Source organism: Nocardiopsis sp. TSRI0078 (assembly GCF_001905145.1).
In the GTDB taxonomy this organism is placed as follows: domain Bacteria; phylum Actinomycetota; class Actinomycetes; order Streptosporangiales; family Streptosporangiaceae; genus Nocardiopsis.
Genome location: NZ_LWLB01000034.1, coordinates 245,769 through 257,844, shown reverse-complemented (window position 1 = coordinate 257,844; position 12,076 = coordinate 245,769). Strand labels below are relative to the sequence as shown.

Below are 12,076 nucleotides of genomic sequence, written 5' to 3'. Positions count from 1 at the left end.
CGGGCCCGACCGTGTGGCGCACGGGCTCCGGGCACCGGCTCGGGCCCCTCCGGATCACCCGAGCCCGAAGGGCAGGCTGCGGTGCGTGTGCTGGAGGCTGACCCAGTGCTCGGCGGTGAACTCCTCGATCGCCCACTCACCGCCGAACCGGCCGAGTCCGGAGTGGTTCTCGCCGCCGAACGCGGTGTTGGCCTCGTCGTTGAGCGTGGAGTCGTTGACGTGGGTCATGCCCGCCCGGACGCGGCGGGCGAACCGCACCCCCCGCTCGGCGTCGCGCGTGTACACCGCGCTGGACAGGCCGTACTCGGTGTCGTTGGCGATGCGCAGCGCGTCCTCCTCGTCCTCGGCACGGACCACCGTGGCCACCGGGCCGAACACCTCCTCCGACGCGCTGGGCATGTCGTTGGAGGCGAGCAGCAGGTGGGGCGGCAGGCACCTGCCCGCCGGTCCGGACGGGTCCCCGGACAGCAGGAGCCGCGCGCCCTGCTCGACGGAGCGGGCGACCAGGTCCCGGATGCCGTCGCGCTGGTCGTCGTCGATGATCGGACCGATCCGGGTGGCCGGATCGGCGGGGTCGCCCACCCGCAGTCCCCTGGCGCGCACGAGCATCCGCTCGACCAGGTCGTCGTGGACGGCGGCGGTGGCCACGACCCGGTTGGTGGCCATGCAGATCTGGCCCTGGTGGTAGTAGGAGCCGAACACGGCGGCGTCCGCGGCCAGGTCCAGGTCGGCGTCCTCCAGCACCACCAGGGGGCCGTTGCCGCCGAGTTCGAGTGAGTGCCGCTTGAGCGGCGCCTGCCTGGAGATGTGACGGCCGACCTCGGTGGACCCGGTGAACGAGATCATCCGGGAGGTCTCGTGGGTGGCGAGCGCGTCCCCGATCTCGCCGCCCTTGCCGATGACCACGTTGAGCACGCCGGGGGGAAGCCCGGCCTCCTCGTAGATCCGGGCGAGCAGGAGCCCGCCCGTGACGGGGGTGTTCTCGGCGGGTTTGAGGACGACGGTGTTGCCGAGGGCGATGGCGGGCGCGATGGAGCGGTGGGAGAGCTGGAGGGGGAAGTTCCACGGGCTGATCACCGTGACGACGCCGAGCGGCTCGCGGTAGACGCGGTTCTCCTTGCCCGGGGTGATGCCGGGCAGGATGCGGCCGGCGACCCGCGTGGGGTAGGAGACGACCTCGACCATGCCGCTGCGCACCAGCTGCCACTCGAACTCGGCCCGTTCGCGGACGGCTCCGGCCTCGTGCACGAGCCAGTCGACGATCTCGGTCCGGCGCGCGTCGAGGACGCGGACGGCCCGCAGGAACAGCTCGGCGCGGTCGGTGGCCGGCGTGTCGGCCCACCCCGGCCACGCCCTCGCCGCCTCCCGGTAGGCGAGGTCCACGTCGCTCTCGTCGGCCAGGCGGATCTCGGTGAGGACCGTGTCGTCGTAGGGGTCGACGTCCTGGAAGACGGTCCCGGAGGACCCGTGGCGCCACTGGTCCCCGATGGGCATCCGGTCCAGGCCCGTGTAGGCGCTCGGCCGCTGGTCGGCGTGCATCGGCTCTCCCCCGCGTAGGCGTCGCTGCCTGCCACGGTGACCCGGAGCCCGCACTCGGACAACGGGACTTGCCGCTTCTTGGCCAACTGTTCAGCCACTTCCGGGGCCGCGCGGGTACGGCCTCAGCCCTTGGGCCCCCGGCGAGCACCGCGCGGAGCCACCGCATATGGGCCCGGGCCTCCTCCACGGTCGCAAAGCGCGGCGGCTCGCCGGACACCGCGCCCGCCGCCTCCGAAAGGCAGCGCGTCCGCATCCGCAGGAACCGGGCACGGACGTCGTCGATCTGCCGGTGCATCGCGTCCAGCGTCCGCTGCTCCTCCTCCGCCCGGAGCCGCTCCGGTGTCCTGGGGACGGATTCCCTCCGCCCGCCGAACCACTCCCCCAGGCGTTCCCTCAGCCCCATGCCCGCCGCCTCCCTCCGAACCCGCCAGAAGGGTCCACGGTAACGCGGCCCGCCGAACCGGAGGAGCGGCGCGGGGCCCTCGTCGCCGCCCGCGACGGCCCCGCCGGCGGCGGGCCCGGGAACCGTGCCGTTGCGCACGAGGGGCTCCGGGCACCCGCCTCAGCCCAGCCGTTCCAGGGCCCTGCGCGGGGACCGGGCGTGCCGTCCCATCCCCGCGAACGGGCACTCGTCCCGTTCCAGGTCGATCGTGAACGCCCCGGCCGACTCCAGCCCGTCCAGCTCCTCCCAGGTGATCGGCGCCGCGACCGGCGCCCCCGGCCTGGCCCGCACCGAGTACGGAGCGACCGCGAGCTGCTCGCGGCCGTTGCGCAGGTAGTCCACGAACAACCGCCTCCCCCGCGACGCCTTGCGCACCTCGGTGGTCAGCTCCTCCGGACGCCGGGCCGCCACCCGGTCCGCGACCGCCTCCGCCAGGCGGCGGACCTCCTGGTCGCCCACCTCCGGGCGCAGCGGCGAGCGCACGTGCAGTCCCCTGGACCCGCTGGTCATCACGTACGCGGCCAGGCCCAGGTCGTCGAGTACCTCCCGTGTGTCCCGGGCCGCGGCCCTGCACGCGGCGAAGGCCTTCGGGCCGTCCCCGGCGGGATCCAGGTCGATCACCATCCGGTCGGGGCGACCCAGGTCCGGCTCCCTGGACTGCCAGGCGTGCACGGTGATCGCCGCCTGGTCGGCGCACCACACCAGCGCCGCCGCGTCCTGGCACACCATCATCCGCCCGCCGCTGGTCTCCACGGTGCGCACCCAGTCCGGGACCGACGGGTGCTTGACGAAGAAGCCCTGCGCCCCGATCCCGTCCGGGAACCGCTCCAGGGCCACGGGCCGGCCGCGCAGGTGCGGCAGCATCAGGGGCGCGATCCTGGCGTGGTACTCCGCCAGGTCCTCCTTGGTCGCGCCGCCCTCACCGAACAGCGGCTTGTCGGGCCTGCGCACCCGCACCACGCGCCGCCCGGCACGCACCTTCGCCGTGCCCGTCGCCATCGCCCCTCCCCGGTCTCCGCCGTGCGGCCCGCCTACCCGGTCCGTACCGGCGGAAACGGTCCCCGCGAGCGCGAACGCCCGGCCAGGAGGACCTGGCCGGGCGTTCGGGGTCGGGCGCGCGGTACTACTTGCGCTTCTTGATCTCCTCGGTGAGCTGCGGAGCGACCGTGTGCAGGTCGCCCACGACGCCGAAGTCGGCCAGCTCGAAGATCGGGGCCTCGGGGTCCTTGTTGACCGCGACGATGTTCTTCGCGGTCTGCATGCCCGCGCGGTGCTGGATCGCGCCGGAGATACCGAGGGCCACGTACAGGTTCGGGCTGACCGTCTTACCGGTCTGGCCGACCTGGAACTGGTTCGGGTACCAGCCGGAGTCGACGGCGGCGCGGGAGGCGCCCACGGCCGCACCGAGGGAGTCGGCCAGGTTCTCGACGACGGAGAAGTCGTCGGAGCCGACGCCGCGGCCACCGGAGACCACGATCGCGGCCTCGGTGAGCTCGGGGCGCTCGCCCTGCTCCTCGGCGACGCGCTCGACGACCTTGGCGGTCTTGGCGGCCTCGGAGACCTCGACCGACACGGCCTCCTCGGCGGCGGCGCCGGATGCGGCCTCGGCCGGGACGGAGTTCGGACGGACGGCGACGACCGGCACGCCGGTGCGCACGCGGGCGTGGGTGATGGTGGCACCGCCGAAGACGCTGTGCTCGGCGACGACCTCGGCGTTGACGTCCACGACGTCGGTGAGCACACCGGAGCCCAGCTTGACGGCGGTGCGGCCGGCGATCTCCTTGTTCTCGGCGGTGGCCGAGACCAGGATCGCGGCGGCGCCCTTGTCCTGGGCGAGCTTGGCGAGCAGCTCGGCCTTGGGGGCGACGACGTAGTCGCCCAGCTCGGCCGGGGCCACGTAGACCTTCTCCGCGCCGTACTCGGCCAGCGCGCCCTTGCCCGACTCCGCACCGTCGCCGATCCACACGGCCGCGGGCTCGCCGATACGGCGGGCGGCGGTGAGCAGCTCGGTGGTGACCTTCTTGACCTGTCCGTCGACGTGGTCGACGAGGACGAGGACCTCAGCCATAATCCTTGAACCTTCCTGAGTCTCTCGCCGGACCTACACGAACTTCTTCTCGACGAGGAAGTCGGCGATCTTGGCGCCGCCGTCACCCTCGTCCTTGACGACCGTGCCCGCGGCGCGCGGCGGCGCGGCGGCGAAGTCGACGGTCTCGGTGGCGGCGTTGGCCAGGCCGACCCGGCCGGTGTCGATGCCCGCGTCGGCGGCGGACTTCTTGTCGACCGGCTTCTTCTTCGCCTGCATGATGAGCTTGAAGGACGGGTAGCGGGGCTCGTTGATCTTCTCGACCACGGAGACCACCGCCGGGAGCTGGGCCTCGACGACGTCGTAGCCGTAGTCGGTCTGGCGCTGGATCCTGATCGTGCTGCCGTCGATGTCGACCTTGCGCGCGAACGTGAGCTGCGGCAGGCCGAGGTACTCGGCGAGCGCGGCGCCGACGACGCCGGTACGGGCGTCGGTGGACTCCGAGCCCAGGACGACCACGTCGTACTCGATGGTGCCCAGGGCCTGCGCGAGCGCGTAGGCGGTCTGGAGCGCGTCCGAGCCGTGGAGCGCGTCGTCGTTGACGAAGACGGCCTTGTCCGCGCCCATCGACAGGGCCTTGCGGATGGACTCCGTGGCCTTCTCCGGTCCCATCGTCAGGATGGTGACCTCGCCGCCGTGCTTCTCCTTGAGGAGGAGGGCCTCCTCGATCGCGTACTCGTCGAGCTCGTTGATGACGCCGTCGGACGCTGCGCGGTCGAGCGTCTTGTCATCGGCGTTGAGCTTCCGTTCGGTCGCCGTGTCCGGGACCTGCTTGACCAAAACGACAATATTCATGGCCGGTGGCCGACCTCCCTGCACTCCATGGATCCGCCGTGCGGCGGTCGGACGCTGGCGCGCCCCGTACTGCCAACAATGCCGAATGCCGTTCGGTCATCCGACGGCGGGGCCGCCTTCACGTCCAGACAGGTCCCGCAGTGTGCTCATACAGCCAAATGTTACTGGCTAGTAGCTTGGAGGCCAACCCGTGGCCCCCGGTGTGACTGAGGCAACCCCGAACGCCCCCCGCGGCACCGGACCGCCGACGTCCCGCCGCGGTGCACGGCACCGGACGGGGATCCGGTCCCCGGTTTCCACCCTAGTCGCCACGGGCCCCTCCGGAACCGGTCACACCACCGGTGACGGTCAGAAAAAGGACGACGCCCTCCCCCCGCGAGGGAGGGAGGGCGTCGGCGGGTCCGGTGCCGCTGCGCCGTCTAGGCGGACTCGGAGGGGCTGGAGGTGTCGGATCCGAACCAATCCGAAGGCCCCTGCAGCGTCCCCCAGGACCAGGACGGAGCGGCTGTCAGGCCGATGGACATGATGAGCATGGTCAGCAGCAGGATGCCGATGACCACGCCGATGTACAGGTACAGGTTGTGGAACCGCACCCGCTCGACCAGCCACACCGCCTGGTGCCGGGCCCCGCGCCCGCTCGGCATGATGTAGCTGAGCAGGATCATCACGAAGACGGCGAACGAACCGGTGTAGTTGGCGCCGTAGTTGCCCGTCTCCACGATCTGCGCGTAGACCATGCCGACCAGGATCCCGGCCAGTAGGTAGATCAGGCCGAACCCGACCGTGCGCAGCACCATGCGCCCGAAGGCCCACGGGAAGCTCAGCGCCACCACCATGCTGTCGGAGTTGCGCGGGCCGCGGGTCTGCAGGCGTCGGGCGTGCTCGGCCTTGACCACGTCCAGGGCGCTCAGCCCGGCGATGATCACGATGCCCAGCAGGATGCCGAACCAGGGAAACCACAGGGCCACACCGGCCAGCGAGAGCATGACGGGGATGAGCACCAGCGGGTGCATCCGCCACACCTCGGCCTCGTGCTCGTCGTCGTAGTACTCGTCGTACTCGTCGCCGCCGCCCCGGAGGTAGTCGCCCATCCGGTCGTTGCTGCCGCGCCTGAACCGGCTCAGCCAGCCGCCGCGCTCCTCGTAGTCCTCCTCGTCGAACTCCTGCGTCCGGCCGCTGTGGCGGTTGTCGTCCACGGGGGTGAGGATGTCGGCGAAGTCGCCCTTGTGCAGCGGGGTGTTGAAGAACTGGGTCTGCGGAGCCTGGTAGCCCTCGTCCTCCGCGACGGGGCGACGCCCGTGGTCGTCCCAGCGGCCGTTCCCGTCCACGGGGTCCATCATCATGGTGCCCCGCGGCTCGTCGCGGGACAGCTCACCCGGCTGGAAGCGCCGCGTGCCCTGCATGTCGTCGGGGTCCTCCCCGGCGCCGACGGGGTTGATCCGCATGGTCCCCTGCGGGTCGTCCAGGTCGTCGGAGCCGCCGGGGGTGATCCGCTGGGTGCCGCCCCCCAGGTCGTCGGTCGCGTCCTCGCCGGCGTCCCAGCCCCGCCGGGCGTCGTCGGCGGCGCCCGACAGGTCGTCCGTGGCCTCCGGATCACCGTCCAGGCCGTTCGCGTGGGCGGCGGAGGCCTGGCTCGGGGGCTCCTTGGGCAGGGACCAGGAAGCGGCGGCCTGGTGGGACCCGCTGCTCGTGTGCGGGGGACCCCATCCCTCGTCGCCCCCGGACGCGCGTCCGGCCAGGTAGCCGGCGCCGAGAGCGGCACCGGCGGCCCCCGCCGCCGCGGCGCCGCCCGGGCCGCCGCTGCCGCCCGCCGCGGGATCGGACTCGGGAAGGCCGCCCACGGACGGGTTGTACACGGTGTGGGTGCCGGTCAGCCCGGTGGGCCGGCCGCCGGCGTCCTCGGTCCAGGGCAGGTCGAGGTTGAGGCGGCTGGTCTCCTCGACCAGCCGCTCGGCCGTGGGACGGCTCGCCATGTCGCGGGAGACGGCGCGGTTGACCAGCGGACGCAGCGCCTCGTGCATCCCGTCCATGTCGATCTCGCCGTTGAGGATGCGGAAGAAGATGACCTCGAAGGAGCCCGCGCCGTAGGGCGGGCGGCCGGTGGAGGCGAAGGCGACGGTGCCGCCCCAGGCGTGGATGTCGGTGGCCGGGCCCAGGTCGGTGCCCTCGATGACCTCCGGGGACAGGTAGCTGGGCGTGCCGACGAACGTGCCCGTCTGGGTCAGCTTGGCGCCGTCCACGGCGTGCGCGATGCCGAAGTCGATGACGATCGGCTCGCCGTTGGAGATGATCACGTTGCCGGGCTTGAGGTCACGGTGGATCACCTCCACCGCGTGGATGTCCTTGATCGCCCGGGCCAGGCCGGTCACGAAGCGCGTGAGGGCGCGGCCGCGCAGCGGGCCGTGGTCGGTGACGGTCGAGTCCAGGGTCGGGCCCGGGATGTACTCGGTGACCACCCACGGCAGCTCGGCCTGGGTGTCGGCGTCGATGACCTCGGCCACGTTGGGACTGTGCACCCGGCGCATGGTCTCGACCTCGCGTGCGAGCCGTGCCCGGGCGATGTGGTCCCCCGCGACCTCGGGCTTGAGGACCTTCACCGCGACGAACTGCTCGGTCCGGGGGTCCTCGGCCTGGTACACCACGCCCATGCCGCCCTGCCCGATACGGCGGCGGATCACGTAGTGGCCGATGCGCTCCGGCAGCTCCTCGCCCGTGGGGAAACCTGCCGACATTGCCATCGAGAACTCATCCCCTCAAAAGACCGCATACCGCCACGTCCAGCTTATCGGCCGGGGGGATGGGTCAACCTTGGCTTGTGTGGCCCGTCCGGGGCCCGTGCGGTCGCTTCCGCGCCCGCCGGGGTGTCCAGGGGGCTCCGGCGGCGCGTCCGTCCTGGAACGACCACCACGAGTATGACGGAAAACTCGCGTGCGCGGTTCCCTCCTCCGTGTCCGGAGTGGCCGGATGCGGACGTTCGGCCGGATCCGCCCCGTCGCCGTCCGGCCCGGCGGGGAGGGGGCCCTGCCGGGTGCCGGGGAGACGGCGGGAGGGGGAGGCCCGGCCCCGCGGCGTCCGGCCTCCCCCTCCCGCCAGGCTCAGCGCCCGCTGAAGGAGGCCTTGCCCGGCCCCTGCTCGACGAAGCTGCGCATGCCGCTCTTCTGGTCCTCGGTCGCGAACAGCCCGGCGAAGTGCAGGCGCTCGATCTCCAGACCCGTCTCCAGGTCGGTCTCCAGGCCCCGGTCCACGGCCTCCTTGGCGGCGGCCAGCGCCACGGCCGGACCGTCGGCGTACCCCGCGACCCGGGCCACGGCCGCCCCGTAGACCTCCTCGTCCGGGACGACCTCGTCCACCAGGCCGACCTCCCGGGCCTCGTCCGCCTTCACGTGGCGGCCGCTGAAGATCATCTCCTTGGCCCGGGACGGGCCCACCAGGCGGGGCAGGCGCTGGGTGCCGCCCGCGCCGGGGATCACGCCGAGCTGGATCTCGGGCACGCCCAGCCTCGCCCCCGCGCCCGCGACCCGGAAGTCGGCGGCCAGCGCCAGTTCCAGGCCGCCGCCCAGCGCGTATCCGGTGACGGCCGCCACGACCGGCTTGGGGATGCGCGCCACCAGGGTCAGCGCGTTCTGCAGGTTGCGCGCGTACTCGCGCATCTCTGCGGCGGTGCGGTCCGCCATCTCCTTGATGTCGGCGCCCGCGACGAACACGCGCTCACCGCCGTAGAGGACCACGGCGCGCACGTCCGGGTCGGTGGCCACCTGTCGCGCGGCATCGGCGATCTCCGCCGTCAACGCCGCGTTGAGCGCGTTCACCTTCGGTCGGTCCAGCCTGATCACGGCCACCGCCGGGTGGTCCGGGTCGGTCTCCACGCGAACGAACTCGCCCACGATCCCCACCTTCCATTCGACGTCGATGTCCTGAACTGCCTACCACCCGGTTCAGGAGAAGAGCAGCACCAGGGTCCCCAGCCGCGCGGACAGCGCGTACGCCGCCGCCAGGAGCAGGGCCGCGCCCGCGATCAGCAGCGTGTCCGCCCGGCGCCAGCGGCTCCGCCTGGCCCGGGTGCGCGGCCCGGTGCCGAACGCGCGGGCGTCCATCGCCGTGGCCAGGAGCGTCCCGGTGCGGATGGACCGCACCAGGAGGGCGAACAGGCGGCCGAAGAACAGCGTGACCACCCGTACGGGGTTGCGCCCGGCCTCCAGCCCGCGGGCCCGCCGCGCCAGCGTGATGGTGCGCCACTGGTCGGCCAGCAGCGGGACGAGCCGCAGCGCCGCCAGCACGCCCATGGCGGGCCGCTCGGGTACCCGCAGCCGCTGCACCAGCCCGTCGGACATCTCCGTCGGGTCGCTGCTCACGGCCGCGATCAGGCCCGGCAGGGCGATGGCCAGCAGGCGCACCGCCGCGCCCAGGGCCCCCTCCGCGCCGTGTTCGCCGTACAGGTAGTTGACCAGACCGTTGGAGAGGCCCATGAGCAGGAAGGGGCCGCCCAGGACGAGCAGGGTGCGCCGGTCGATCCCGCTGAACGGCAGGAGCAGCACGACCCCCGCCAGCACCACGCCGCCGGTCACGGCGTCCACGGCCGGGACCAGGCCGAGCCCCAGGAGCAGGGCGGCGAGCAGCTTGGCGGCGGGGTTGAACCCGACGAGCCAGTAGCGGAACCCGCCCTCCTCCGGCGTGTCCAGGGTCAGCGTGTCCCCGCCCGGAGTCCGTCGGTCACCCACGGGGCCTCCTCCCCGCCGCCTCGCCCCAGGAGGCGGGCTCGGGTGCGCGCCCGCCCGGGAGGGCGGCCTCGTACACGGCGCGGCCCTCGGCCACGCGCACCCGCGCGTCCGCCAGGTGCCGCAGCAGCAGGCCGTCGTGGGTGGCCATGACCACGGCCCGCCCCTCGGCCCGCAGGGCTCCCAGCAGCTCCACCAGCTCGGTCCACGTACGGGTGTCCTGGCCGAAGGTCGGTTCGTCCAGCACGAGCACGTCGGGGGCGTGCGAGGGGCCGGAGCTGAGCGCCGTGGCCACCGACAGCCGCCGCTTCTCCCCGCCCGAGAGCGTGTAGGGGTGCACGTCGGCCAGACGGGTCAGGCGCAGCCGCTCCATCAACTCGTCCACCCAGGCGTCGGTCTCGGCCTCGCCCATCCCGGCGCGCAGCGGGGCGAACCGCAGTTCGCCGCGGACGGTCGTGGTGACGAACTGGTCCTCCGCGTGCTGGAAGACCGTGCCCACGTGCCGGGCCAGCCTCCGGGCGGGCCAGCGCGCGAGCGGGCGCCGGTCGGCCCCGGCCAGCGGCCCGCGCGGCAGCACCCGGCCCCGGTACGGCCTGGACAGCCCGGCCAGCATGGTCAGCAGCGTGGACTTGCCCGCGCCGTTGGGTCCGGTCAGGGCGGTCGCGGTCCCTGCGGACACGGTGGCGTTCACCCCGTCGAGCACCACGCGCCGGGGCGCGGAGCGCACGCCCAGCTGGAAGGGGGTGCGCGCGGCCACGTCCACGGCCTCCAGCAGGGCCCCTCCCCCGGGCGCCGGAGGCAGTTCGGGGGAGGGCTCGTTCCCGGGCATCCACACCCCCTGGTCGGCCAGTGAGCGGCCGTGCCCGGCGAACACGGCGGCCGGATCCCCGTCGGCGATCACGCCGCCGCCGGGCTCCACGACCACGACCCGGTCCACCAGGTCGACCACCTCGGCCACGCGGTGCTCGACGAGCACCATGGTCGCCTCGGTCTCGGCGAGCAGGCGCGCGAGGACGCCGCGCACCAGCGCGGCCCCCGCCGGGTCGAGGTTGGCGGTGGGCTCGTCGAGCAGCAGCAGGCGGGGGCGCATGGCCAGCGCCCCGGCGATCACCAGGCGCTGCTTCTCGCCGCCCGACAGCGCGCCGGTGGAGTGGCGCGGCCCGTACGGAAAGCCCACGGCGTCCAGGGCCTCGTGCACCCGCGGCCAGATCAGTCCGGGCTCCACGCCCAGGTTCTCCGGACCGAAGGCCACGTCGTCGCCCGCGCGCGCCATCACCAGCTGCGTCTCGGGGTCCTGGCTGACCAGGCCGACCGCGCCCCGCCCGCGGTCGGCGGGCCTGCCGTCCACGAGCAGGGTGCCCTCCTGGTCGCCGCTGATCGCGCCGTCCTCGCCGGTCAGGCCGGCCAGCGAGTGCAGCAGGGTCGACTTGCCCGCCCCGGAGGCGCCGAGCAGCAGCACGCGCTCACCGGGCTCGACGACCAGGTCCACGCCGCGCAGGGCGTACTCCCCACGCCCGGAGTGCCGCCAGCCCCAGCCCGACAGCTCCACGCGCGCGCCGGGGCGGGCGGACCGGCCGTTCGTCTCGGCCACGGGTCAGCCCCTCGCCGACGGGAAGGGCGCCAGCGCCCCGGACCGGGCCAGGGCGGTGGTGAGGAGGCGGGCGCCCACGCCCGCGATGACGGCGGCGCTGATCACCACGATGACGCCGTACGCGACCTGGAAGTGCAGCGGCCAGGTGACGTTGTAGGCGATGTTGTCGCGGATGGCGGGGGAGAGGCCCGCGACCGCCGCGGCGAGCACGGCCACGCCCATGCCCCACCGCCGGTAGCCGAAGGCGAGGAAGACCAGCTCGGGCAGGATGCCCTGGAGGGTGCCGTCGAGGATGACCATGATCCCCCACTGGGTGCCCAGGACCGCGGACACCGAGGCGGCGGCGACCGAGGTGAGCAGGGCGGCCCCGGGCTTGCGGATGATCAGGCCGCCGAGCACGCCGGAGATCAGCCACATGCCGTAGACGACGGCCTGCGCGGGCGGGAACCCCACGAACAACGGGGTCGTGGCCGTCCACACGATGTTCCACAGCCAGAAGACGACACCGACCGCGACCCCGATGACGGCGGCCACGACGATGTCGACGGTGCGCCAGCTCCGCAGCCGGCCGAGGACGTCCTGCCGGAATCCGGTCTTCTCGGCGTTGTCCTTCTTCATGTCCTGTTCGTCCCTTCGTCGGGGGTGACGAGGGGCATGTGGCCAAGAGCGGCACCGACGGAGTGTGCCGTGCGCGACCGGAGCGTTCCGGTGCGCGGGAGCACGCCACCGGTGACGAGTTCCTACGACTTCCTTCGCTGGCATGACCCAGATCAGGTGTGTAAGGGTCTGCGGCCTGGTGCCGCACTCTCAGCGCTCACGCGCTCCCCTGTCGGTTCTTCACCAGTATGGGACACAAAGGAGGATCGTGGGGCGCTTCGCCCCCACGATCTCCTCTTTTTCGGATTAAT

Annotated in this window: 9 protein-coding genes and 1 riboswitch; all 9 genes read right to left on the bottom strand. The window is 73.1% G+C overall.

Annotation, left to right across the window (positions count from 1 at the left end; translation table 11 throughout):
- Positions 1-54 precede the first annotated feature (54 nt).
- Positions 55-1,539 carry an aldehyde dehydrogenase family protein gene (locus A6A08_RS22355; protein ID WP_073704591.1) on the bottom strand — a complete coding sequence of 495 codons (1,485 nt, stop codon included), beginning with the start codon at positions 1,537-1,539 and terminating at the stop codon, positions 55-57.
- 562 nt (positions 1,540-2,101) lie between these two features.
- Positions 2,102-2,980, bottom strand: a complete 879-nt coding sequence (gene ligD, locus A6A08_RS22350; protein WP_073704590.1) for a non-homologous end-joining DNA ligase — start codon at positions 2,978-2,980, stop codon at positions 2,102-2,104.
- A 124-nt stretch (positions 2,981-3,104) separates the two neighbouring features.
- Positions 3,105-4,049 (bottom strand): electron transfer flavoprotein subunit alpha/FixB family protein, encoded by a 945-nt coding sequence (locus tag A6A08_RS22345; RefSeq protein WP_073704589.1) that lies wholly within the window; start codon positions 4,047-4,049, stop codon positions 3,105-3,107.
- 33 nt (positions 4,050-4,082) lie between these two features.
- Positions 4,083-4,862, bottom strand: coding sequence for an electron transfer flavoprotein subunit beta/FixA family protein (locus A6A08_RS22340; protein WP_073704588.1), 780 nt, complete (start codon positions 4,860-4,862; stop codon positions 4,083-4,085).
- A gap of 419 nt (positions 4,863-5,281) precedes the next feature.
- On the bottom strand, positions 5,282-7,600 hold the full coding sequence (locus A6A08_RS22335; RefSeq protein ID WP_242422810.1) for a protein kinase: 2,319 nt from the start codon (positions 7,598-7,600) through the stop codon (positions 5,282-5,284).
- A gap of 357 nt (positions 7,601-7,957) precedes the next feature.
- A complete protein-coding gene (locus tag A6A08_RS22330; RefSeq protein WP_073704717.1) occupies positions 7,958-8,746 on the bottom strand; it encodes an enoyl-CoA hydratase/isomerase family protein in 789 nt (262 codons plus the stop codon).
- Positions 8,747-8,797: 51 nt separating this feature from the next.
- Positions 8,798-9,580 carry an energy-coupling factor transporter transmembrane protein EcfT gene (locus A6A08_RS22325; RefSeq protein ID WP_073704586.1) on the bottom strand — a complete coding sequence of 261 codons (783 nt, stop codon included), beginning with the start codon at positions 9,578-9,580 and terminating at the stop codon, positions 8,798-8,800.
- Positions 9,573-11,168: an ABC transporter ATP-binding protein gene (locus A6A08_RS22320; protein ID WP_073704585.1), complete on the bottom strand. Its 1,596-nt coding sequence runs from the start codon at positions 11,166-11,168 to the stop codon at positions 9,573-9,575. The genes A6A08_RS22325 and A6A08_RS22320 overlap by 8 nt, the downstream gene beginning before the upstream one ends.
- A gap of 3 nt (positions 11,169-11,171) precedes the next feature.
- The gene (locus tag A6A08_RS22315; RefSeq protein WP_073704584.1) at positions 11,172-11,786 is read right to left on the bottom strand and encodes an ECF transporter S component; all 615 of its coding nucleotides are present in this window, start codon (positions 11,784-11,786) and stop codon (positions 11,172-11,174) included.
- A 112-nt stretch (positions 11,787-11,898) separates the two neighbouring features.
- Positions 11,899-12,006: riboswitch (TPP riboswitch) on the bottom strand.
- Positions 12,007-12,076 lie beyond the last annotated feature (70 nt).

Coding starts and splice junctions, on each gene's coding strand:
- A6A08_RS22335 (WP_242422810.1), bottom strand. CDS start 7,600: ATGGCAATGTCGGCAGGTTTCCCCACGGGCGAGGAGCTGCCGGAGCGC.
- A6A08_RS22355 (WP_073704591.1), bottom strand. CDS start 1,539: ATGCACGCCGACCAGCGGCCGAGCGCCTACACGGGCCTGGACCGGATG.
- A6A08_RS22345 (WP_073704589.1), bottom strand. CDS start 4,049: ATGGCTGAGGTCCTCGTCCTCGTCGACCACGTCGACGGACAGGTCAAG.
- A6A08_RS22340 (WP_073704588.1), bottom strand. CDS start 4,862: ATGAATATTGTCGTTTTGGTCAAGCAGGTCCCGGACACGGCGACCGAA.
- A6A08_RS22315 (WP_073704584.1), bottom strand. CDS start 11,786: ATGAAGAAGGACAACGCCGAGAAGACCGGATTCCGGCAGGACGTCCTC.
- ligD (WP_073704590.1), bottom strand. CDS start 2,980: ATGGCGACGGGCACGGCGAAGGTGCGTGCCGGGCGGCGCGTGGTGCGG.